Origin of the sequence: Prosthecobacter sp. (genome assembly GCF_044222345.1) — a bacterium.
GTDB lineage: Bacteria > Verrucomicrobiota > Verrucomicrobiia > Verrucomicrobiales > Verrucomicrobiaceae > Prosthecobacter.
The window spans coordinates 20,389-42,969 of record NZ_JBGANL010000011.1 but is presented as its reverse complement, the minus strand read 5'-3'; the positions used below and the strand labels follow the sequence as shown (position 1 = coordinate 42,969).

Below are 22,581 nucleotides of genomic sequence, written 5' to 3'. Positions count from 1 at the left end.
GGCTGTGATCTACCTCGACGCCAACGCCACCACGCCGGTCGATCCAGCAGTGCTGGAGGCGATGCTGCCGTTCCTGCGCGAGCACTACGCCAATCCCTCCGCGAGCTACGCCGCCGGGCGCAGGGTGCGCCGCGCCATAGAGCAGGCGCGGGGTCAGGTAGCAGCCCTGCTCAATGCCCATCTGGGGGAGATCACCTTCACCAGTGGCGGCACCGAATCCATCAATGCCGTGCACGCCTCCGTGCGCGCCCTGTGGCCGGAGAAGCCGGAACTCATCATCACCGGCACGGAGCACGCCGCAGTTTTGGAGTCTGCCCGGCGCTGGCAGGCGGAGGGAGGCAAAGTCACCAGAGTTCCCGTGCATTCTGATGGCCGTGTTGATCTGAATGCCTTGCACGCCCTCATTCGGCCCGGAGTCACCGCGCTCGTCTCCATCATGTGGGCGAATAACGAGACCGGAGTGCTCGCCCCCATGCATGAAATCGTCACACTGGCGCACGCTGCCGGCGCGCTGGTGCATACAGATGCCGTGCAGGCGGCGGGAAAAATTCACCTCGATGTGAACACGACGCCGGTCGATTTTCTCAGCCTCAGCGGGCACAAGATGCATGCGCCGAAAGGCATTGGTGCGCTCTACATCAGCCAGCGCGTCCGCTTTGCGCCGCTGCTCGTGGGCGGTGGTCAGGAAGGCGAACGACGTGGCGGCACGGAGAATGTGCCCGGCATCATCGCCCTCGGCAAAGCCGCCGAACTCGCCGGACAACATCTCGCAGACGGCAACAAGGCCCGTCTCAAATCCCTGAGGGACCGCTTTGAGCACCTCATCCACGCTGCGATGCCAGACATGCGGATTCACGGCTGCCCGACGCATCGCCTGCACACCACCAGCTCCTTCTGCCTGCCAGAAATCGATGCAGCCGGAATGCTCATCCTGCTGGATCAGGCAGGCATTGCCTGCTCCGCCGGGTCCGCCTGCCACACCGGCGCATTGCATGCCTCGCATGTGCTTGAGGCCACGGGTGTCAGCGCCCGCGATGCCGCCTGCACGCTGCGTTTTTCCTTCAACCGTTTCAACACCAAGGCGGAGGCCGAAGCTGCAGCGCATGCGGTGATCGAGTCCGCACACAAAATGCGCGAGGCGCAGGGTTGTGAGCCCGGCGTCATTTCCCACTAACCCGCCACCCAGACAAAGCCATGAAATCCACCCCACTGCTGCTATTGCTCCTGGCTCTTCTGCTTCTCCCAGGCTGCGCGGCGGGAGGAGTGAGCAGGGCCTTTGCCGGACAATCGCTCACGTTGAATTATGATGACTTCGGCCCCGAGCGCATGGCCGCGCCGTTTCTGGGGCCACGAGGCTCCCGCACGGTCATCGTCGCGCATTATGGATTCAACGACCTCACCCCCTCGGGACCTGAGGATGTTCGCTATGTGAATGTGCTGCAAAGCCTGAACTTCCTGCGGCAGGAAGTTCACAAGCTGCCGCTCACTGCGGCCAATGAACCCCTGCGCCAGCGCCTGCGCACCACTTATTCCCGGCTCTACCCGCTGCAGCTTCGGCGCCATAACATCGCATTGAGCGGTTCCTTCATCCAACCGTTCGGCGGAATGAATCGCAGGCTCATGCTCCCGGCACTGCCGCCGCCGGAGATTTGAAGGCGATGAGCGTTTGAGAATCCGGCATTCAGCGACTAAGCATACAGCCTCATGGCCCACCGTTTCACTTGCATCGAACGCGTCCAGTTCTCTGACACCGACATGGCCGGCATCGTCCATTTCTCCAATTTCTTCCGCTACATGGAGCGCGTGGAGCATGCCTTCTTCCGCAGCCTCGGCTTCTCCATCGTGGACAAGCCCGTGGAAGGTGAAGAACGTGTCGGCTGGCCCCGTGTGCACGCCTCCTGCGACTACATGGCCCCGCTGCGCGTGGAGGAGGAGTTTGAATGCGAACTCATCGTCGAAGAAGTCCGCAGCAAGGTCATCCGCCATTTCATCCGCTTCTGGAAGCTCGACGGCACCCTGTGCGCCGAAGGCCGCATCACCGCCGCCTGCGTGCGCAAAGACAAAGCCACCGGCCAGATGAAGGCCGTCGTGATCCCCCAGCGCTTTCGCGACAAGATTGAGGCTGCGCCGCCGGAATTGCTGAAACGGCCTGATCGAAAGTAAACTCTTCATGAACTTCTTGGGGTTTCACATCCATCCGGCGGTTCTTCTGCTGTTGATGGCCGCCTGAGGGGCGGGTGGACTCTATCTGTTCAGCGCGTGCGTCTGCGAACTTCTCCAGATTCACCATGAGATGTCTGAAGTTTTCACAAAGGGCAATACGGCGATCACTTCAGACTCAACCCCACCAGCTCAAGTCCATATAGGCTGGCGGCTTATACTCGGCACTGCCAGCCTGGCTCTGGCCACGAGTTTTTATCGTTACCACTACTCCAGACGGAGAGAATTCTAGTCCGAGAGCTGTCGCATTGCCCGTTCAAAGTCCCCTGACCATAAAAAGTGAACAAAGCCGTTGTGACGGGCGTTTTCCAAAGGCAATTCATTGCCTCACTCTCCAACTCTTGTGAACTCCCAACCCAAATCTAAAATCATGCAGACCTGGCTCATGTACGCCCTCCTCACCGTGCTCTCCTGGGGCGTCTATGGTGTCATTCTTCACGCGGCGCGCTCCAAGATGCCCATGGGGGCTGAAACCCCCAATGCCAGTCTGAAGGCCTTCCTTTTTGTCTGCATCGCCTACGCACTCATCGGCATTGTGACCGCGCTGGTGCTGAAGGCCCGGGGCACCAATTGGAGCTTCACCGGTGAAACCGGCAGCGGCATTCCTCTCAGTCTCATCGCAGGGATGGCAGGTGCGCTGGGTGCGCTCACGCTGGTCCTCGCCCTCGGCGCTGCCGCCACTCCCATCCTCAAAGGCGGTGGTGGCTTCGGTGTCGCTGCTGCCGCGGCAGTCATGCCCATTGTCTTCGGTGGCGCACCGGTGATCAACACCCTCACCGCCATGCTGCTCCACCGGCCGGAAAAGGCCATCCCGCCGCAGTTCATCATCGGCTGCGTACTCGCCGTCATCGGCACGGTCATGGTATCCAAATACGCCCCGTCCAACACCGGCGGCGCAGCACACCCTCCTGCCGCAGCCTCCAAGCCACACTGAGATGGCACGCCTGCTTCTTTTCGACATCGACGGCACTCTGATCGACAGCAATGGCGCGGGAGGCGCAGCCATTCTCGACGCCGCTGAAGAATACTTCGGCATTCAGCGCGAACATCTGCCACCGCTCCAGCTCGCCGGGTCCACCGACCCGGCGATTGCCATGGATGTGTTCGGTCACGTCAGCCGTCAGCATACGCCGGAAGAAGTCATCACGTTTCTTGACCGCTACCTGTCCCATCTCCAGCGCCGCCTCCAAGCGCCGGACTTCAGCGGCTACACCCTGCCCGGTGTGACGCAACTGCTGGAAGCCCTGCGCAGTGAAAGCGAGGCGCACCTTGGCCTGCTCACAGGCAACGTGCGTCGTGGCGCGGTGATCAAGCTGTCCCGCCATGGCATCTATGAGCATTTCATCGAAGGCGGCTTCGGCAGTGATCATCATGACCGCAACCAGCTCGGCCCCGTGGCGCTGCAGCGCATGCAGGAGGCCACCGGCACGACCTACCACATCGACGATGTGATCGTCATCGGTGACACCCCGAAAGACATCCGCTGCGCCGAGGCCTTTGGCGCCAAGTGTCTTGCCGTTGCGACGGGGCAGTATTCCCACGCTGAACTCAGCGCCCTGAATCCCTGGCGCTGCGTCGAATCGTTTGCCGATGTGCCGGGCATCGTCGAGCTGCTGCTGCGTGACTGATCCCTCATGAGCAACACCTCCGACGCCACGCGCGCCATGCGGCTCTCGCTCGCCGTGGGGTTCCTGATGCTCGTGCTCAAAATGGGGGCGTATGTGCTGACAGGCTCGGCGGCGATCCTTGGTGATGCGGCCGAATCCGTCGTGCATGTGGCCGCTGTGATGTTTGCCACCTTCAGCCTTGGCCTGCTGCACAAACCGGCGGACACCGACCACCCCTACGGTCACAGCAAGATCGCCTTCTTCTCCGCCGGCATCGAAGGCGGACTGATCATTCTTGCCGCCTTGTTCATCATTTACGAATCAGTGCGCCGGCTGCTGCTGCATCTGCCGCCCGCCAATCTGGACCAGGGGCTGGCGCTGACGGCGCTCACGATTGTCATCAATGCCGTCCTCGGTGCCTATCTCATCCGCACCGGAAAAAAACAAGGCTCCTTGATTCTCGAATCCAATGGCAAACACGTCCTCACCGATGTGTGGACCAGTCTTGGCGCCATCATCGGTCTGGGTCTTGTCGCTTTGACGGGCTGGCACAGCTGGGATTCCATCTGCGGCCTCGTCATGGCTGCCAACATCATCTGGACCGGCTACGGCCTCATGCGTCAGAGCGTCGGCGGTCTCATGGACACGGCCGATCCGAAGCTGAACACCGTGCTGGATGCCGCGCTGCGCCGCGAAACCGAAAAACACGGCCTGAAATTTCACGCCCTGCGCCACCGCGACGCCGGTGAAATGCACTACGTTGAGGTGCATCTGCTCTTCTCCGACGACATCATGCTGCGCGACGCCCACCGCATCGCCACCGAGATCGAAACCGCCGTGCAGGACAGCGTGGCCCATCCGGTGCTGATCACCACGCATCTCGAATGCCAGGGCGATCATGATGAACTGCATCAGCACGGCGAGGCCAGTGACCCGCACCGCCTCCGCGCATGATCCCGCTCGACGCCAGAGCCTTGAACGATCCCGCCCAACCGTGGCACGTCACGGTGCTGGATGAGGTGGGCTCCACCAGCGACTGGCTCAAACAAAACGCCGCCACTCTCCCGATCGGTGCGGTGGTCTTCGCCGAATCTCAAACCGCAGGCCGGGGACGGCGCGACAACCGCTGGATCGCCCCGCGCGGCAAAGATTTGATGCTTTCCCTGCTGCTGAAACCTGAGGCCGCCCTGGAGAAATGGCCGCGCATCACCACCCTGGCGGCACTCGCCATCTGCAAAGCCATCGAGGCCGAGCTGCCACTGGGGCCGCGCATCAAATGGCCCAATGACATCTATTTGAGCGACCGCAAGATCAGCGGCCTGCTGGCTGAAACCGTCTCCACTCGTGACGGGATGCGGATTGTGCTGGGCATCGGGTTGAACGTGAACACGCGCGATTTCCCGCCTGAGATCCATGCCACTTCATTGCTGCGTGAGCTGGCCAGCCCCGTGGTGCCCGAACTCGACCGCAACGCCCTTGCCCACCGACTGCTGGGCTCTTTGCATACGGAGTTTGAGCGTATCGAAGGTGACTTCCCCGCAGCCATCGCGGAAGTCCGTGAGCGCAGCTGGCTTTCGGGCAGACAGATCCGCTGCCGTGCCGAAGGCCGTGAAGTGCATGGACGTGTCGTTGATTTGAATGAAGAGGGTCACCTCATGCTGGCGCTGCCTGACGGCAGCTCGCTCACGCTCACCAGCGCCGAAGAAATTCGCGATGTGAGAATTTGATGAATTTCAGCTAAATTGGCGCAGGTTCAGCTTCCTAAGCATTGGAACCTGCCTCACACTATCATCTTGAGTTTTTTACCGAATGCATCTTTGGATGCGACCGACCATCCACGACTATTTTTGCATGAGCGACGAACCTGAAACCCCGATTTCTTCCGAAGAGAAGCCTGCCGAAGGCCACACCTTCCCAACGCTGGAGGAAATGACGGCGCTGCTGCCGCAGTATGAATTTCATGGCATCCTCGGTATCGGAGGCATGGGGGCGGTGTATCTCGCCAGACAGGCGGCGCTGGATCGCTGGGTGGCCATCAAGCTTCTGCCGGAGTCCGCCTCTCAGAATGAGGAGGATGCACGCCGCTTCATCACGGAAGCACGCTCCATGGCCAGACTTTCGCATGTGCACATCGCGGCGGTTTATGATTTCGGTCAGACGATGCAGGGGCATCTCTATCTGGTGATGGAGTATGTGAACGGATCGGACCTCCACCGCCTCATCCATAGCGATGAAGTGACTCCCGAGCGCATCCGCAGCATCGTCCCGCAGCTGTGTGATGCGCTCGCCTACGCCCACAGTCACCACATCGTTCATCGCGACATCAAGCCCGCCAACATCCTCGTCACCGATGACTGGCAGGCGAAGATCGTCGATTTCGGCCTCGCGCACGACAAGACCACCGATGCCGGGGGCGAAATGGAATACGGCACTCCGGACTACGTGGCCCCCGAACGCCTGCAGAGTGGCGCCGCCGTGGATCACCGCGCTGACATCTACGCGCTGGGCGTGGTCATCCATGAAATGTTCACCAAGCTGACGCCAGGTGCGGCGGGAACTTCGGCAGGCCAGGGGCTGCCGGCACCTTATGCCAGTGTCGTGAACCGCTGCATGATGGCGGACCCCGCCCGCCGTTTTCAGAACTGTGGCGAAATCAAAGCCTTCTTGCAAGTTGCTGCCACAGCAGCAGCCGCTCCGGCAGCATCCGTGCATCGTGCACCACCGCCGCAACTGCAGGCCAGGGTACGCCCGCAAGGTTCTGCCCACGCGCAACCAAAGCAGAGATCGTACGGATGGCTCTGGGCAGCGGCCTGCATTGCTTTGCTGATCGCGGGCGGCTGGTTCATCCAGCAGCAGAACAAGCCTGACACCTCTGCCCAGTCCAAACCAGATGAGAAGGTCGCAACAACGAGTGAGACGAACGCAAAGAAAGACGCGGCAGCCCCAGTTCCCATGACGAATGCGGCCACTACGCCCGCGCCCGCCATCATCAGCAATGCGCCAGCCGGGCCGTTCAAACCCGAGGCCGGGGACTTCACCATTCTCAAACGCCTCAAAGGGCACAAGGAACTCGTCTATTCCTGCACCCTCCTCCCGGACCAGCGGCGCGCCGTTTCCGGGGGGCATGATGATACGCTGATGCTCTGGGACGTGGCCACAGGCGCTGAACTGAAACGCTTCCCCTCTCCCGTCGGCGATATCCACAGCGTCGAGGCGGCGGCTGATGGCAGGCGCATCCTGGTCTATTCATTTCGCTCACATCAGGTCGCCATCTTCGACATCGAACAAGGCAGAACGATTGCCAGCATCAAGGCTCCCGCCAACCGGCTGACTTACGCCACCTGGACCGCCGACCAAAAAGGCGTCTATCTGCTCTGCAATGACGCCAGCGGCGGCGTCTATTACTGGGACCCGTCAAAGGGGGCCGTGCTGCAGCAGTTCTCCAATTGGCCCCGTGCGGCTTATCACATCTTCCCCCTGCCCGCGACCAAGCCCGAGGAGGCCCCTCAGGTTCTGGTGATCGGCAGCACCATGAAGCCCAATCCCAATCCGGGTCCTGGCTCAAATCAAAGCATCATCATGGACAAGCCCTTTGCGGCGCTGTTCTCCGCTCCGGACCATCACCACATCCGTGATCTGCCGGACTACACCAATATTCGCAACCGCCTCTCCCTCTCCCCGGACGGCAGCACCATCGTCGGCGGCCTCGGCCCCCTCTATCTGCTCAATGTTCCTGCCCTCACCACGCGTTTCCTCATCAATCCCCCTGCCGGCCTCAGTTGCTCCGGCACGGCCTGGGCGGGGGCTGGCCGAATCCTCGTGTGCGCCTATTCCAATGGCAGCCTCCTCATCCGCGAAGCCGACACCGGAGCTGAACTGGCCAGCCTAGACATCGGCATACGTGCCAACACGATCCGCATCTCCCAGGATGAGGGCTGGATGGTAGTCACCGGGTTCCCGATCGACATGAAAAATCCGCAGCCAGATGACTTCGATGCGCTCGTCATCCGCCTCCCGGAGCTGAACAAACTCGGCACAAACAAAAGCTTCCTCTCCTTGGCCTCGCGTCAGATCTCCAGCCTGGAAAAATTTGACCCTGAACTCGCCGCTTTGCGCTCTCAGTCAGCTCCGACTGACTCGCTCGTCAACGATGAGCAGTTCAATGCCCAGATCCGCGACCTCACCAGCAAATACGGTGCCGCTTTGCTTCGCTCCTCCGCCTCTGCTTCGCCCAAAGACCAGCTCGCCATGCGCGCAGAAGCAAACGCCATCGCTACCGGACAGCCCGTTCCTGACCCTTCCACCGACGCCGCGACTTCGGGGGATCACAAACGCTTTCGTGGCATCTACCGCCAGCAGATCGAGCAGCTTCAAACCCGCCGCATTGAATCGGCAGAGGCCATGCGCAAGAACCTCGAAAGCGGAGTCAAAAACCTCGCCTCCAAACGCCAGCAGAAGGGCGACCGTCTTGGCTCAGCCCGCTGCGATGCACTGCTCGCCAGCCTGCCGCCCCCCAAGCCTCTCAACAATGTATCTTCTTTCGGCACTCCGACTCTAGCTGCGGTGCCAGCCCCATCTCCTGTCACCGCTCCCCCGGCGCCCCCCACTGCTCCGATGCCGATCAACACGGCGGCTCCCAGAGTCCCCTTCGCAACCGGTGTCAAAATCGAAGTCATGATAGGTCGTCCCGCCAAAACCGAGGGCGGTGACTTTGACGACGAGATGCAGGTGATCAATCCGCGCGTCAAATTCACCAATACTTCGACCGCTCAGGTCTACGATGGCTACACGGTGAGTTTCATTCTTCTCGGCGAAAGCACGGTGGACATGAAAGTCGCCAAAGTCCTGCAGCGGGTGGATTTCCCGGTGTCCCTTCCCATCCGCCAGGTGTATGAAAACAAGCTGCCCAGTGTCACCACTCAGTTTGACACCACAGGCGCTGTTTTTGGCTTCAAGTATCAAGGCTGGGTGGTGCAGGTCACGGATCCAAATGGCGTGATCGTCCTGACCAAATCCACCTCCTCGGCTTTTGAAAAACTGGCGGAGAAGGTCAAACTGATGAAGGCGGACGAGTGCTATGACAAGAAGCTCACGAGCGTCTCAGACCCAGACAGACGTTTTTAGGCCGAACGGCAATCAACGGTGTTCGTGATTGAACTGCCCGTCACCTCATACTATGAGGCAGGCCACCCATGTTTCGCGCCCTCCTCACGTCCCGTCTCCAGGCAGCTTTCACCGCCGCCGGCATTGATCTGCCGGAAGGTTTCACCCCCGGCGTCGTCATCGCATCCGACACACGCTTTGGCGACTACCAGAGCAATGCGGCGATGATCCTGGCCAAGCAGCTCAAGACAAATCCACGCGCCCTTGCCGAGCAGATCAAGGCGGCGCTCCAGGTGGAAGACCTGTGTGAAAAAATCACCGTGGACGGCCCCGGCTTTCTGAACCTCACGCTCAGCCCCGCCGCGCTGGCCCAGAGGCTCTCCGTCATCGTCAAAGACGACCACGTCGGCGTCCCTCCGGTGGAAAAGCCCAAGACCATCGTGGTCGATTTTTCCGCGCCCAACATCGCCAAGCCCATGCACGTGGGCCACATCCGCAGCACCTTCATCGGCGATTCCCTTGCCCGCGTCGCGCGCTTCATCGGCCACAAGGTCATCACCGACAACCACGTCGGCGACTGGGGCACGCAGTTCGGCATGATCATCCACGGCTGGAAGACACAGCTCGATCAGGAGAAGCTCAAGGCTGATCCGATTCATGAACTCGTCAGCGTTTACAAAGCCGTCAACGCCACCGCCAAAGCGGATGAAGCCGTGCTCGAAGTCTGCAAAGGCGAACTCGTAAAGCTCCAGCAGGGCGACGCCGAAAACCTCGGCATCTGGAAGGAATGCGTGCGCCTCACGCTCGAACAGCTCGAAAAAGTCTACGGCGCGCTCGACATCAAGTTCGACTATTACCTCGGTGAGAGCTTCTACAATGACGCCCTGGCCCCGCTGGTGGCCGAGATGCTCAATCAAGGCATCGCCACGATCAGCGAAGGCGCCACCGTGGTCTTCAGCGACGGCAGCGTGAAGCCCGAGAACGACCCCTTCCTCATCCGCGACAAGGACGAGTGGAAACCCGCCCCCTGCATCATCCGCAAAGGCGACGGCGGCTTCCTCTACGCCACCACCGATCTCGCCACCATCGACTACCGCGTGAAGGAATGGCAGGCAGACGAAATCTGGTATGTCGTTGGTGCCCCCCAGCAGCTCCACTTCCGCCAGGTCTTCGCCGCCGCCCAGCGTCGCGGCGTCACCACGAAGATGATCCACATCGCCTTCGGCAGCATCCTCGGCCCCGACGGCAAGATGTTCAAAACCCGCAGTGGTGAAACCGTGGGACTCCTCGAAGTCATCGACGAAGCCATCGAGCGAGCCCGTACTGCTGCTGACGAAAAAGAGCAGGGCCTCAGCGACATTGAGAAAGACGAAATCGCCCGCATCATCGGCGGCGGTGCCGTTAAGTACGCTGAACTCAGCCAGAACCGCCTCACCGACTACAAATTCAGCTGGGACAAAATGCTGAGCCTGCAAGGCAACACTGCGCCCTACCTCATCAATGCCTACGTCCGTACCCGTAGCATCTTCCGCAAGCTCGATGGTGAAGTCACACTCACCGATGATCTGGCCATCACCGAACCCGCCGAGCGTGCCCTCGCGATGAAGCTGGCCCAGTTCGCGGAAAACGCGCACGACATCCTCGACGACCATCGTCCGAACCTGCTGGCGAATTACCTCTACGAACTCGCGGACACCTACCACAGTTTCTACGAAGCCTGCCACGTTCTGCGTTCCGAAGGCACGGCCCGCAACACCCGCCTGACCCTCTGCGAAGCCACCAGCCGTGTGCTCAAGACCGGTCTCGGCCTGCTTGGCATTCAGACGACTGAGAGGATGTGATCAGGCAGGCCTTGCATCATCAACCGTGCGCGTGAGAAACAATTCCAGCCCGTGGTCCGCTTTCAAAACGATGGGGTGGCTGGCCTGAACTGACGAAATAAGGAATCGCTGGCACGCCTGCCATTCGTCATTCATCATCCCGCATTCGTCATTTCCCTCCTCCCATGCCCGTCCCACTTCTCGACGTCAACGCCCAGAACCTGCCCCTCGAATCCGAACTCCAGGCCGCCTTCACGCAGGTGCTGCATCATGGCAGGTTCATCATGGGGCCGGAGTTGGAGACCTTTGAAAAAGAAATCGCGGAAATGGTGGGCGTGAAGCATGCGCTGTCCGTCTCCTCCGGCACCGATGCCCTGCTGCTGGCCCTCATGGCGCTGGACATCAAGGCCGGCGATGAAGTGCTCTGCCCTGCGTTCACCTTCTTTGCCACAGCGGGAGCCGTCTCACGCCTCGGCGCTGTGCCGGTGTTCACCGATGTCTGCCCCATCTGCTTCAACATGGATGTGAACGATGCGCGGAAAAAGATCACCGAAAAGACCCGGGCGATCATCCCCGTCCATCTCTTCGGCCAGTGTGCGGACATGATTCCCATCCTCGCTTTGGCGAAAGAACACGGACTCAAAGTCATCGAAGACGCCGCGCAGTCCATCGGCGCCAGGTACCGCGGCCAAAGCAGCGGCACGCTGGGCGACTTCGGCACCTACAGCTTCTTCCCCAGCAAGAACCTCGGCGGCTTTGGCGATGGCGGCATGCTGGTGACGAATGACGACGCCCTGGCCGAATACGCGCGCATCCTCCGCGTCCACGGCGGCAAGCCCAAGTACTACCACCATTATGTGGGTGGCAATTTCCGCATGGACACGCTGCAATGCGCCCTGCTGAGCGTGAAGGTGAAGCGCTATGCGCAATACACGGCGGACCGCCAGCGCAACGCCGCGCACTACATCGAGGCCCTTTCGAAACTTCCCGGCGTGGTGCAGGCGGATCCTGCCCACTGCAAATGTGTCAGCACCCAGGACACCTGGCTGACCGCACAGAATGCCAGGATCGTGCTGCCCGTCAGCTACGCCCACAATGAGCACATCTGGAACCAGTTCACCATCCGTGTGCTTGGCGGCCAGCGCGACGCCCTGCGCGACCACCTCGTGGCCAAAAAGATCGGCTGCGACATTTACTATCCCGTCACCCTCGATCAGCAGAAGTGCTTTGCCGATCTTCCAGCAGCCTCGCTCTCAGGCTGCGAGGTTTCCCATCGCGTGGCAGGTGAGGTGCTCAGCATCCCGATCTACGGCGAACTCACCGAAGCGCAGCGCAATGAAGTGATCGCGGCGATTGCGGAGTGGCTGGCATAAAAAAAGCCGGACAAATCTTGTCCGGCTTTTGAGTTCACACCAACCGACGGGCAATACTGTCCGTCGTGCGGCTTAGGGCTTTGGAGCCGCCGGCACGGGTGCAGCGGCTGCAGGCGCAGGAGTGGCCGGAGGAGCAGGCGCTGCAGCGGCTGGTGGCGGCGTAGCTGCTGGTGCTGGCGTTGCAGGTGCAGGCGTAGTCGCAGCCGGGGCAGGTGCAGGTGCAGGTGCAGGTGCAGGTGCAGGAGAAGGCACTGAAACCGGAGCGATGGTGGCACCGATGCCGCTGTTGGTCGCATTCAGCTTGATGTTGGGCATTCCTGGGACGGCTGCGGCAGGTTTTGGCTCCACTTTGGGGGCAGGCGGGGCATCGACTTCCTTGGTCGGAAGTGAGGCGGCGATCCAGCCAAGACGGTTTTGACTGATGGACTGGAATTCAGGCATGTCGGGGAACTTCACGGCAAGCTCTTCGTAGGCCTTCTTGGCCGCATCGGCCTTGCCCTGCGCCCACAGGAGGTCACCCAGACGCACTTGCGCCAGCGGAGCAGCCTCACTGGAGGCGAATTCGTTGGTGATGCGCTCAAAAATGGCCTGCGCCTCTTTGCTTTCGCCCATGGCATCGAGCTTGGAGCCAAGACCGAGCAGTGCAAAAACAGCCAGCGGATTGCCAGAGTCCTTGGTGGTGAATTCCTTGAGGGCTTCCACTGCGGAAGATTTTTTGTTCTGGTCCCAAAGCAGATCCGCTTTTAGCAGCAGCGCGTTGGCGGCGGCATTGGAGCCGGGATAGCGCGAGATGACGAGATCACAGTCCTCCACCGTTTTCGCCCCCGTAAAGGCTTCAGCGGCCTCATTGGCCTTGAGGGTGTTTTGGTGCTTGATCACGCCGAAGGCAATGATCGAGACCACCACGATGACGAAAAGCCAGACGAGCTTGCTGAGGTTGTCCTCCAGAAACTTTTCCATGCCAGTGGCCGGGAGTTCTTGGGAGGTGGATTCGAGTTGGGACATAAAGGGTGGTTTTGAGAGGCGGTGAACGGCTGGTTCAGAAGTATAACGAAGTGAAAAGAAGACAGTCACCCGTCAAGGTGCCCTGGCATTCGGGTTTCAATCGTCATTGTGAGGCTCACGCCCCCACTTTGGCACGGGCTTCGTCAGCCAGCGCGGTGGAGAGGTAGCGCTCGCCGGTGGAGCAGGCGACGGTGACGATCAGCTTGCCGGCGTTTTCAGGACGCTTGGCAACTTCGATGGCGGCGACCACATTGGCACCGGTGCTGATGCCGACGAGGATGCCTTCTTCCTTGGCCAGGCGGCGTGCCATGGCGAAGGCTTCGTCATTGCTGACCTTGATGCACTCGGTGATCTGAACGTTTCCAGCGCTGTCTTTGAGATGGAGATTGCCAGGAATGAATCCGGCACCGGTTCCTTGGATCTTGTGCGGACCAGGCTGCAAGGGCTGGCCAGCAAGAGTTTGATTGATGACCGGGGACGCATCAGGCTCGACGGCGACGGCCTGGAAGCTGGGCTTGCGCGGTTTGAGAACTTCGGTCACGCCAGTGATCGTACCACCCGTGCCGACAGCGGCGACGAGGATGTCGATCTTGCCATCAGTGTCGGCCCACAGCTCTTCAGCGGTGGTTTTCGAGTGGATGGCCGGATTGGCCGGATTCTCAAACTGCTGCGGCATCCAGGCGTTCGGCGTGGAGGCGACGATTTCCGTAGCCTTGGCGATGGCACCCTTCATGCCCTGCGCACCCGGCGTGAGCACGAGTTCGGCACCCAGAAGAGCCAGCAGAGTGCGGCGCTCCAAGGACATCGTCTCCGGCATCGTCAGAATCAGGCTGTAGCCCTTCGCAGCAGCGACAAAAGCCAGCGCGATGCCGGTGTTGCCACTGGTGGGCTCGACGATGACGGTGTCAGGCTTCAGAATCCCGCGCTTCTCTGCGTCCTCGATCATGGCGGCACCGATACGATCCTTCACGCTGCCGAGCGGATTGAAGAATTCACACTTCAAAGCGATCGTGGCGTTGAGTCCGGCGGTGACTTTGTTGAGCTTCACCAGCGGTGTTTTGCCGACGGTTTCGACGATGTTGTTGTAGATGCCCATGATGTTTGGAGGTTAGCAGTTGAAGACGAGGCTGGCCGTTTTGGCAACGGTGCGGGATTAATGCTGATTGCAGAACTCTTCGAAGCGATCCATGCCGGCGTTGATCACGTCCAGACCGGTGGCGTAGCTGAAACGCACGGTGTGCTCCGCTCCAAAGGCGACGCCGGGAACGACGGCGACCTTCTGCTTGCTGAGCAGTTTTTCGCAGAAGTTCACGCTCTTGATCTGCGTCGGCTCGATGTCCACCAGGAAGTAGAAGGCGCCCATAGGCTCGACCACGCGCACGTTCTTGATGTTGTTCAGGCGGCCCAGCATGTACTGGCGGCGCACGTCGAACTCATCACGCATGTCGCTGACGATCTGCTGGTCCATCTGCAGGGCGGCCAGAGCGCCATATTGGGCAAAGCTGGTCGGATTGCTGGTGGTGTGGCTCTGGATGGTGTCGATGGCTTCGGCGATCTTCTTCGGAGCGGCGGTGTAACCCAGACGCCAGCCGGTCATCGCATAAGCCTTGGAGAAGCCGTTGATGGTGATGGTGTGGTCGTAGATGTCCTTGCTCAGGGAGGCGATGCTGATGTGCTCGTTGCCACCATAGACCAGCTTCTCATAGATTTCGTCAGACAGGATGACGATGCCTTCACCCACGGCGATCTCGGCCAGGGCGGTGAGTTCTTCCTTGCTGTAGATGGAGCCGGTCGGATTGCCTGGGGTGTTCAGGATGATCATCTTCGTCATCGGGGACATGGCGTCCTCGAACTCATCAGGAGTGAGCTTCCAGCCGTTTTCACGCTTGGTTTCGACGATCACCGGAATACCGCCGACGATGCGCACCATCTCAGGATAGCTGGTCCAGTAAGGGGCGGGAATGATCACTTCGTCACCTGGATTCACGCAGGCGAGAATGGCGTTGTAGCAGGAGTGCTTGGCACCGCAGTTCACGCTGATCTGGGAGGGCTCATACTGCACGTTGTTGTCCACCATCAGCTTGGCAGCGATGGCTTCGCGCAGTTCGAGGATGCCGGCGCTTTCGGTGTAGCGGGTTTTGCCGGAATTCAGGGCTTCCACGGCAGCGGCGATGATCGGTGCAGGCGTGTCGAAGTCGGGCTCACCGGCTCCAAAGCTCAGCACGTCCACTCCCTGCTTCTTCAATGCCTTCGCCTGGGCGGTGATGGAAAGAGTCATTGAAGGGGCTACTTCGGCGATGTTCTTGGCGATAAAATCCATGGTCAGATGTGGTTGGGCGGGTGAAAAAGGCGGGGGGCCGTCTATAAAGGCGGGGGCGGGAAGTTTGTCAATCATTCCTCCCACCGCAGACAAAGGGCGGCTTGTGTCCAGCGCCACACCGCCTTAGTCGTAAAGCCCATGAGTCAACCACGCCCGCCCTCCCCTTCCCGTCAGCCCGCCGTCCCTATCCGAGGCATGGCGCTGGATGTTTTGGGGGAATGGTCCGCAGGGGAGCGTTTTGCCGCCGATCTGATGGATCACATCCAGCGAGACTGCGGCCTCAGCCTGCCCGATGCCGCTTTTTTACGCGACATTGTCCTCACGACCCTGCGCAATCTCTCCCTTCTAGACCACTGGATCGCCGTGATCACCGAGGACAAGCACCTCGACCACCGCAGCCGCTGGGGCCTGCGCATCGGCCTGTGTCAGGTGTTGATTCTCAAGGTTTCAGAATATGCCGCCGTGAACGAAACCGTGGCCGCCACCGGCCGCGCACGAAGCCTGATCAATGCCGTCCTGCGTCGTGCCTGCCGCGAATCCGAAGAACTGCTGGCCATGGCAGCCACGCTACCACTGGAAACGCGCACCTCGCACCCGAAGTGGCTTGTCGAGCACTGGCTCGGCCTGTTCGGCGAAGCCAAAACCATCGCTCTCTGTGAATGGAACCAGGTCCCAGCTCCGATCTGCGCCCGCATCAACCGCCTTTATCCGCAAATGACCGAGACGACGGAGGAGGACTTCATCGTCTGCGACCATCTGCCGCGTGAAGATTTGAGCGTGGGAAAAGTGTACATGCAGGACCCCAGCACCGCCATGGCCCCGCGCCTGCTCGCCCCGCAGCCGGGCCAGCGCGTGCTAGATGCCTGTGCCGCCCCCGGCGGCAAAACCGCCCTGCTGGCCCAGCTCATGGAAAACACCGGCGAGATCATCGCCTGCGATGTCGCCCCGGGTCGCCTGCGCCGTCTGGAAGGAAATTTGCAGCGCCTCCACGTTGCCAATACCCACATCGAGCAGCACGACTGGGCCGACCCGCAGATACCTGAATTCGCCAAGGCCGGATTTGACCGCATCCTGCTCGATGTCCCCTGCTCCAACACCGGCGTCATGCGCCGTCGCGTCGATGTGCGCTGGCGTTTAACGCCGGAAGACATCACCGCTCAGGTGGAAACGCAGACGCAGCTGCTCAAAAACTGCCTCCGCGTCCTCAAACCCGGCGGCATCCTCGTTTACAGTACCTGCAGCATCGAACCCGCCGAGAACGAGCTGCTCGTTGCCAGCGTCCTCAAATCCACGCCCGGTTACGAACTCGTCACCACCCGCCACAGCTTTCCGCCAGAAGATCAAATGGACGGAGCCTTTGCAGCGGCGATCCGGAGGGTGTGAAGTTCATGCGTGACATTCGCTCCTCCATTCTTCAAAAATCATTCTCTCTATTTATGAAACTCACGTCACTCCTTCTCACCCTTGCGCTAACGGCGCAAGCCTTCGCCGCAGATGCAACGAACGCCGCCGGTTTGCAGCTCTACAGCCTGCGCAGCCAGTTCAAACTGCGTGGCGTGCCATGGACGCTCGACCGCGTGAAGGAGTTTGGCATCAAGGAGGTTGAACTCGCCGGCACTTACGATCTCACGCCAGAGCAGTTCAAAGCCGAACTGGAGCAACGCGGGCTGAAGGCTGTCAGCAGCCACTTCCCCTACGCGCGCTACAAGAACGACCTCGACAACGTGGTGAAGGAAGCGAAAACCCTCGGCCTCAAGTATGCGGGCTGTGCGTGGATCGACCACAAGGACAGCTTTGACGAAGCGGAGTGCCGCGATGCAATCGCCGTTTTCAACAAAGCCGGTGAGGCTTTGGCCAAGGAAGGCATCACGATGTTCTACCACGCCCACGGTTTCGAGTTTGAGCCTTACGGCGACGGCACGCTGCTGGATCTCTTCCTGCGCGAAACGAAGCCTGAATTCGTCTCCATGCAGATGGACATCCTGTGGATCATCTTCCCCGGCCAGGATCCCGTGAAGCTGCTCGAAAAATACAGCGGCCGCTGGAAGCTCATGCATCTCAAGGACTTGAAAAAAGGCGTCGCCACCGGCTTCCTCACTGGCAAGACCGACGTCGCCAACGATGTCACCCTCGGCACCGGCCAGATGGACTGGAAAGCCATTTTTGCCGCCGCCCGCAAGGAGGGAGTGCAACACTACTTCATCGAAGACGAATCCCCCACTTCCCTGGAGCAGATTCCCAACAGCCTGACCTTCCTGCGCGCCAACGGCTTCGAGTGATCCCATGTCACGCCGTCTCCACGCCATCATCCTGCATGGAGTTTTCATCCTCTCGGGCATCTCGGCGCTGATCTATCAGCTCGTGTGGCAGCGCGCGCTGCTGACGATCTACGGCAGCAACGTCGAATCCGTGGCGATGGTGGTGGCGGCCTTCCTGGCCGGGCTCGGCATCGGCAGCATCGCAGGCGGCTGGATTTCCAAATCGACGCGCGCGCCGCTCGTGCTGCTGTTCGGCCTCGCCGAACTGGGGGTGGGTGCCTATGGGCTCATTTCGCTGAAGTTGTTCGACGCCGTGGGTGCTCTGACTTCCGTGCAAGCCCATGGTCTCACCACCGGCGCTCTGGTTTTCCTGCTGGTGTTTCTGCCCACGCTGCTCATGGGGGCCACACTGCCGCTGCTGGTGGCGCATCAGGTGCGCGATACTGCGCATGTGGGCCAGAGTGTGAGCCGCCTCTACTTTGTGAACACGCTGGGGGCCGCGCTCGGAGCTTTCATCGCTGCACACTGGCTGCTCGGCAGCTTTGGCATGAGCGGCACCACGCGCATCGCGGCTTGTTTGAATGCCGCCGCAGCGCTGATTGTGCTGGTCGTCTTGAGAAAACCCGCCGCAGGGTCTGCTGACAATGCCAAGGAACCTGCTGCCAATGCGGGCTGCGAGATTCCTTTCCGCACCGCCTTGCTCTGGTCTGCGTTCTCCGGCTTTCTGGCGCTCTCCTGGGAGATCATCTGGTCACGGGTGTTCAACTTTGCCAGCGCCTCCAAGGCCCCGGTATTTGGTTACATGCTTGGCAGCTACCTGCTCGGACTCGCGCTCGGTTCTCTGCTCAGTCCCCGGACTCTGAAACAAACCCGCGACCTGCGGCTTAAGTTTGGGCGCTGGGTGCTTCTTTCCAGTGTGGGTGCTTTCATGATTGCGCCTCTCACGGCCATCCTGGCGACGCAGGCTTATTGGGAATATGGGTTCTACCTCGTGATCGCAGCGGGCACGTTGCTGGGAGTCACCTTCCCCCTGCTCTGCCAGGCGGCCATTCCACCCAGCAAAGACACCGGCAGCCGCTTGTCCTGGCTCTATCTTGCCAACATCATCGGCTCCGGAACCGGCAGCCTGCTCACCGGCTTTCTGTTCATGGAATGGATGAGCATGCAGACGCTCAGCGTGGCATTGCTGCTCGTTTCGTGGCTCTGGGCTGAATCCATTGGTCGATTTCAACTGCCCCTTCGCCAGCGTTTGCAGCCGCTGTGCGTCATTGCCGTCGCCTTGGGTACCTTCCAAGGCTTCTACGAGCGCCTGCAGTACAAGCATGACTTCAAATACGGCATGCACTTCGCGCAGACCATCGAATCACGCCACGGCGTCATCACGGTGGACACCAGCGGTGCCGTTTATGGCAACGGCGCCTACGATGGGATGATCGGCACGAAGCTGGAGCCGAAATCATGGCTGGTGCGGCCTTACTTTCTTTCCGCCGTGCGGGATCGCATTGAAAACGTCCTCGTCATCGGTGTCGCCAGCGGATCATGGACACAAATTCTGGTCAATCACCCCCAAGTGAAGAAGGTCACCGCCATTGAGCTCAGCCATGGCTACCTGGATCTCATTCGGGCTCGTCCGGAAGTCTCGAGCCTGCTCACCAATCCCAAGTTTGAGCTCGTCATCGACGATGGCCGCCGCTGGTTGCGCCAGCATCCCGATGCGCGTTTTGACGCCATCGTCATGAACACCACGCACCACTGGCGTGAGTTTGCCTCAGCACTGCTCTCGCGCGAATTTTTGACCGAGGTCAAAGCGCATCTGACGCCCGACGGCATCGCCTTCTGGAACTGCACTGAGTCACCTCGTGCTGCACGCACCGGCATGGAGGTGTTTCCACACACACTGATGGTCATGAACCACTGCCTCGCCAGCATCACGCCGCTGGAGCCGAATCGGGAACGCTGGCAGAAAATTCTCGCCTCTTACCAGATCGACGGCCAGCCCGTCATCGCGGCGGATCAAATCGAAGGCGTGCTGGACTTCCTCAAGGGTGAAGCTCTGCCGGTTCCCGGTGACATGTGGCACTGGTGCCGCCGCCCGGCCATGGAGGCGGCCTGGGGTGGTGCGGAGGTCATCACGGACGATAATCTGGGCCATGAGTATCCTTGAGCCGTGATTTGCGCTTTCGTGCGCTTCAGTTCATCTATCTGCATGCCCGATTCCAACGCCATCACCACGAACCCTGACGTTCTCGTCATCGGCGGTGGCAGTGCGGGCGTGGCCGCAGCGCTGGCCGCCGCACGTCGGAGCATGAACACGCTGCTCGTGGAACGTCATGGAATTTTGGGAGGGGCTGGCACGGCTTCACTGGTGCATTCGTTCTGCGGTTTGTATGATCTGCCGACTCCTGGTGTGGTGCCACGCGTAGCTAATCCTGGGTTGGTGGTGGAACTGGAACGTGAGATGCGGGCTCAGGGCATTGGTCATGGACCGGTGCGGATGGGACGGGTGGATGTGCTGATGCATCAGCCGATGAGACTGGCTTTGTTCTTTGACAGCCTGTGTCGGATTCAGCAAAACTTACGGGTTTTACTGCATACTGAGGTGGCCGGATGCCGGGTCGAAGAAAGGCGCATCGCGGAAGTCACTTTGCAATGTCGCGGCACGGCTTGGACGCTGCAGCCGCGCAGTCTAGTCGATGCGAGTGGTGATGCGGTGCTAGCCCCTTTGGCGAAACAGCCGTGGGATTCGACTTCGGCAAACGAGCTTCAACGTCCGGCCTACATTGTCGGGCTGGGTGATGTGGATGCCGCCGCCCTCAGTGGCGATGGTCCGTTGAAAATTGCGGGATGCCTGGCACGGGCGATTCAGGAGAAGAAGCTGCCGGCGGAAGCTGCGGGTGCGCACTTCAGAAGCAGCACTGTTTTGAACGAGGCGTTTCTAACGCTGGATCTGACGGGTGACTCGCCGGAGTGCGTGTTTGATGCGACGGATGCCCGAAGTCTGACGTGGGTTGAGATGCAGGGGCGCGAGGTGGCTTATGCGATTGTGGAGCATTTGAAGACAGCGCTTGAGGGTTTTGCCAAAGCGCGGATCACGACCCTGCCGGTGCGTGCTGGCATCCGGGAAAGCCGGAGATGGATTGGCGAAGCGACTTTGACGGAAGACGACATTCTTGAAAGCCGGAGCGATGTGCATGCGGTGGCGAATGCGACGTGGCCCATGGAGCTGCGGGAAACAGCGAGGGGGCCGCGTCTGCTGTATCCGAAGGAAGCGAAGGCCTGTGGCATTCCGCTGGGGGCGCTAAGGGCGCGTGATTTGCGGAATGTGTTCATCGCGGGACGCTGCATTTCCACGACGCATCGGGCGCAGGCGAGCACGCGGGTCATGGGCACGGCGCTGGCCACGGGCCAAGCGGCGGGGATTGCCGCGACTTTTCCTGAACAAGACACCGCTGACCTGGCACCGCAGGTGCGAAGCATTTTGAGCCAACTGGAACCCGCCAAGTGAACATCGTCGATCTTATTTTTGCACGCAGCACTCCCACGCATTCAGCGGTGGTGAGCCCGGAACTGCAACTCACCTTTGGTGAACTGGAGGCGCGCATGAAGAACTGCGCACAGCGACTGAATGACGACCCGAACTGGCCGAAGAAGGCGCGGCCGCGCATTGGATTGAATGCTCCGAGCGGAGCGGACTACATCGTGGTGGCGCTGGCGATTTTGCAGCAGAACGCGTGCTTTGTTCCGATCCCGCATGAGTTGACGGTCAGCGAGCGTGAGCAACTGGGCAAAGCGACGGCGATGGATGCCATCGTGCATGCGCAGAGTGCGGAGGAGTGGCGTGTGGAAGCGGTGGTGCATGATACGCCGCCGGCTTTTGATGAAGCGGCGCTGGAGGCTTTGAACCCGGCGTTCATTCGTTTCAGCAGCGGAACCACGGGAGCGTCGAAGGGGATCGTGATTTCACATGAGACGCTGCTGGCGCGCATCACGGCGGCGAACGAGGGATTGCGCATCGGGCCGCAGGATCGCGTGCTGTGGGTGCTGCCGATGGCGCATCACTTTGCGGTTTCCATCGTGCTCTATTTGTATCACGGAGCCACGACGATCCTTGCGCCGGCGAGTGATCCCAAGGTGATGCTGGAGATGATGCAGGCGCATGGGGCGACGGTGATGTATGGATCGCCCTACCATTATACGATGCTGTCAGGCCTGCCAGACGCTGAGCGTCTGGGGGCGCTGCGGCTCGCGGTTTCGACGGCGTTTGCGCTGACGGCTGAAGTGGCGGAGTTGTTTGCCAGCAAGACCGGGCTGCATCTGACGCAGGGCATGGGCATCATCGAAGCGGGGCTGCCGATTTTGAATTTGAAGCATGCGAAGGACAAGCCGACTTCCATCGGCCAGCCGCTGCCAGCGTTTGAGGTGAAGCTGGATGACGGTGAGCTGATGCTACGCGGGCCGGGAGTGTTTGATGCGTATCTGACGCCGTGGCAGCCGCGCGAAAGTGTTTTGCGAGACGGATGGTTCGCGACAGGAGACATTGCGGAGATGGATGAGGACGGCTGTTTGTATCTGCGAGGGCGGGTGCGCAGCGTGATCAATGTGGGTGGATTGAAGTGCTTTCCTGAAGAGGTGGAGGCGGTGCTGTGCAGCCATGCGGGGGTCAAGGCCGCTCGTGTGTCCGGGCGCGCCCATCCCGCACTGGGAGCCATGCCTGCGGCAGAAATCATTCCGCAAAACGCCGAGGCGCCGCCAGCGGCGATTGAATTGAGAAAACTTTGCCAGCAGCGACTCTCCGCCTACAAAGTGCCGCTGTTCTACACCTTCGTTTCCGAACTGCCGCTGACTGCCAGCGGCAAACTCCGCCGCTATTGACTC

Annotated in this window: 18 protein-coding genes; 15 read left to right on the top strand and 3 right to left on the bottom strand. The window is 60.6% G+C overall.

Features of this window, described 5'->3' with window-relative positions; translation table 11 throughout:
• Positions 1-4: 4 nt before the first annotated feature.
• The 10 genes from ACILSL_RS08400 (at position 5) to ACILSL_RS08355 (ending at position 12,123) form a co-directional block, all read left to right on the top strand.
• On the top strand, positions 5-1,174 hold the full coding sequence (locus tag ACILSL_RS08400; RefSeq protein WP_395731558.1) for a cysteine desulfurase family protein: 1,170 nt from the start codon (positions 5-7) through the stop codon (positions 1,172-1,174).
• Positions 1,175-1,194: 20 nt separating this feature from the next.
• A complete protein-coding gene (locus tag ACILSL_RS08395) occupies positions 1,195-1,653 on the top strand; it encodes a hypothetical protein (RefSeq protein ID WP_395731557.1) in 459 nt (152 codons plus the stop codon).
• Between the two features lie 51 nt (positions 1,654-1,704).
• Positions 1,705-2,163, top strand: coding sequence for an acyl-CoA thioesterase (locus ACILSL_RS08390; RefSeq protein WP_395731556.1), 459 nt, complete (start codon positions 1,705-1,707; stop codon positions 2,161-2,163).
• 427 nt (positions 2,164-2,590) lie between these two features.
• Positions 2,591-3,154: a hypothetical protein gene (locus tag ACILSL_RS08385; protein WP_395731555.1), complete on the top strand. Its 564-nt coding sequence runs from the start codon at positions 2,591-2,593 to the stop codon at positions 3,152-3,154.
• A gap of 1 nt (position 3,155) precedes the next feature.
• The gene (locus ACILSL_RS08380) at positions 3,156-3,848 is read left to right on the top strand and encodes an HAD family hydrolase (RefSeq protein ID WP_395731554.1); all 693 of its coding nucleotides are present in this window, start codon (positions 3,156-3,158) and stop codon (positions 3,846-3,848) included.
• 6 nt (positions 3,849-3,854) lie between these two features.
• Positions 3,855-4,781: a cation diffusion facilitator family transporter gene (locus ACILSL_RS08375; RefSeq protein ID WP_395731553.1), complete on the top strand. Its 927-nt coding sequence runs from the start codon at positions 3,855-3,857 to the stop codon at positions 4,779-4,781.
• Positions 4,778-5,554, top strand: coding sequence for a biotin--[acetyl-CoA-carboxylase] ligase (locus ACILSL_RS08370; protein ID WP_395731552.1), 777 nt, complete (start codon positions 4,778-4,780; stop codon positions 5,552-5,554). Before ACILSL_RS08375 ends, ACILSL_RS08370 begins: the two co-directional genes overlap by 4 nt.
• 124 nt (positions 5,555-5,678) lie before the next feature.
• On the top strand, positions 5,679-8,951 hold the full coding sequence (locus ACILSL_RS08365; protein ID WP_395731551.1) for a WD40 repeat domain-containing serine/threonine protein kinase: 3,273 nt from the start codon (positions 5,679-5,681) through the stop codon (positions 8,949-8,951).
• 68 nt (positions 8,952-9,019) lie between these two features.
• Positions 9,020-10,771 carry an arginine--tRNA ligase gene (argS, locus tag ACILSL_RS08360; protein WP_395731550.1) on the top strand — a complete coding sequence of 584 codons (1,752 nt, stop codon included), beginning with the start codon at positions 9,020-9,022 and terminating at the stop codon, positions 10,769-10,771.
• Between the two features lie 164 nt (positions 10,772-10,935).
• Complete coding sequence (locus ACILSL_RS08355; protein WP_395731549.1) at positions 10,936-12,123, top strand: DegT/DnrJ/EryC1/StrS family aminotransferase; 1,188 nt, start codon at positions 10,936-10,938, stop codon at positions 12,121-12,123.
• 72 nt (positions 12,124-12,195) lie between these two features.
• Here the strand turns inward: ACILSL_RS08355 and ACILSL_RS08350 are convergent, their stop codons facing one another.
• The 3 genes from ACILSL_RS08350 to ACILSL_RS08340 form a co-directional block, all read right to left on the bottom strand.
• Positions 12,196-13,128, bottom strand: a complete 933-nt coding sequence (locus tag ACILSL_RS08350; RefSeq protein WP_395731548.1) for a tol-pal system YbgF family protein — start codon at positions 13,126-13,128, stop codon at positions 12,196-12,198.
• A 115-nt stretch (positions 13,129-13,243) separates the two neighbouring features.
• Positions 13,244-14,224, bottom strand: coding sequence for a cysteine synthase A (gene cysK, locus ACILSL_RS08345; RefSeq protein WP_395731547.1), 981 nt, complete (start codon positions 14,222-14,224; stop codon positions 13,244-13,246).
• A 57-nt stretch (positions 14,225-14,281) separates the two neighbouring features.
• The gene (locus tag ACILSL_RS08340; RefSeq protein WP_395731546.1) at positions 14,282-15,448 is read right to left on the bottom strand and encodes a pyridoxal phosphate-dependent aminotransferase; all 1,167 of its coding nucleotides are present in this window, start codon (positions 15,446-15,448) and stop codon (positions 14,282-14,284) included.
• Positions 15,449-15,586: 138 nt separating this feature from the next.
• Between ACILSL_RS08340 and ACILSL_RS08335 the strand changes: the two genes are divergently transcribed.
• The 5 genes from ACILSL_RS08335 to ACILSL_RS08315 are packed head-to-tail and all read left to right on the top strand — an operon-like array spanning position 15,587 to position 22,578.
• Complete coding sequence (locus ACILSL_RS08335; RefSeq protein ID WP_395731545.1) at positions 15,587-16,831, top strand: RsmB/NOP family class I SAM-dependent RNA methyltransferase; 1,245 nt, start codon at positions 15,587-15,589, stop codon at positions 16,829-16,831.
• A 53-nt stretch (positions 16,832-16,884) separates the two neighbouring features.
• On the top strand, positions 16,885-17,727 hold the full coding sequence (locus ACILSL_RS08330) for a sugar phosphate isomerase/epimerase family protein (RefSeq protein ID WP_395731544.1): 843 nt from the start codon (positions 16,885-16,887) through the stop codon (positions 17,725-17,727).
• Between the two features lie 4 nt (positions 17,728-17,731).
• Entirely contained in the window at positions 17,732-19,870 is a 2,139-nt protein-coding gene (locus ACILSL_RS08325; protein WP_395731543.1) for a fused MFS/spermidine synthase, read from the top strand.
• Positions 19,871-19,912: 42 nt separating this feature from the next.
• Positions 19,913-21,211 carry an FAD-dependent oxidoreductase gene (locus ACILSL_RS08320; RefSeq protein WP_395731542.1) on the top strand — a complete coding sequence of 433 codons (1,299 nt, stop codon included), beginning with the start codon at positions 19,913-19,915 and terminating at the stop codon, positions 21,209-21,211.
• Positions 21,208-22,578 carry a class I adenylate-forming enzyme family protein gene (locus ACILSL_RS08315; protein ID WP_395731541.1) on the top strand — a complete coding sequence of 457 codons (1,371 nt, stop codon included), beginning with the start codon at positions 21,208-21,210 and terminating at the stop codon, positions 22,576-22,578. Before ACILSL_RS08320 ends, ACILSL_RS08315 begins: the two co-directional genes overlap by 4 nt.
• Positions 22,579-22,581: the final 3 nt, after the last annotated feature.

Bases quoted from the DNA above. Each gene is read 5' to 3' on its own strand.
- ACILSL_RS08385 (WP_395731555.1), top strand. From the start codon at position 2,591: ATGCAGACCTGGCTCATGTACGCCCTCCTCACCGTGCTCTCCTGGGGC.
- ACILSL_RS08390 (WP_395731556.1), top strand. From the start codon at position 1,705: ATGGCCCACCGTTTCACTTGCATCGAACGCGTCCAGTTCTCTGACACC.
- ACILSL_RS08375 (WP_395731553.1), top strand. From the start codon at position 3,855: ATGAGCAACACCTCCGACGCCACGCGCGCCATGCGGCTCTCGCTCGCC.
- ACILSL_RS08355 (WP_395731549.1), top strand. From the start codon at position 10,936: ATGCCCGTCCCACTTCTCGACGTCAACGCCCAGAACCTGCCCCTCGAA.
- cysK (WP_395731547.1), bottom strand. From the start codon at position 14,224: ATGGGCATCTACAACAACATCGTCGAAACCGTCGGCAAAACACCGCTG.
- argS (WP_395731550.1), top strand. From the start codon at position 9,020: ATGTTTCGCGCCCTCCTCACGTCCCGTCTCCAGGCAGCTTTCACCGCC.
- ACILSL_RS08325 (WP_395731543.1), top strand. From the start codon at position 17,732: ATGTCACGCCGTCTCCACGCCATCATCCTGCATGGAGTTTTCATCCTC.
- ACILSL_RS08395 (WP_395731557.1), top strand. From the start codon at position 1,195: ATGAAATCCACCCCACTGCTGCTATTGCTCCTGGCTCTTCTGCTTCTC.
- ACILSL_RS08330 (WP_395731544.1), top strand. From the start codon at position 16,885: ATGAAACTCACGTCACTCCTTCTCACCCTTGCGCTAACGGCGCAAGCC.
- ACILSL_RS08335 (WP_395731545.1), top strand. From the start codon at position 15,587: ATGAGTCAACCACGCCCGCCCTCCCCTTCCCGTCAGCCCGCCGTCCCT.
- ACILSL_RS08350 (WP_395731548.1), bottom strand. From the start codon at position 13,128: ATGTCCCAACTCGAATCCACCTCCCAAGAACTCCCGGCCACTGGCATG.
- ACILSL_RS08380 (WP_395731554.1), top strand. From the start codon at position 3,156: ATGGCACGCCTGCTTCTTTTCGACATCGACGGCACTCTGATCGACAGC.
- ACILSL_RS08370 (WP_395731552.1), top strand. From the start codon at position 4,778: ATGATCCCGCTCGACGCCAGAGCCTTGAACGATCCCGCCCAACCGTGG.
- ACILSL_RS08365 (WP_395731551.1), top strand. From the start codon at position 5,679: ATGAGCGACGAACCTGAAACCCCGATTTCTTCCGAAGAGAAGCCTGCC.
- ACILSL_RS08340 (WP_395731546.1), bottom strand. From the start codon at position 15,448: ATGGATTTTATCGCCAAGAACATCGCCGAAGTAGCCCCTTCAATGACT.
- ACILSL_RS08320 (WP_395731542.1), top strand. From the start codon at position 19,913: ATGCCCGATTCCAACGCCATCACCACGAACCCTGACGTTCTCGTCATC.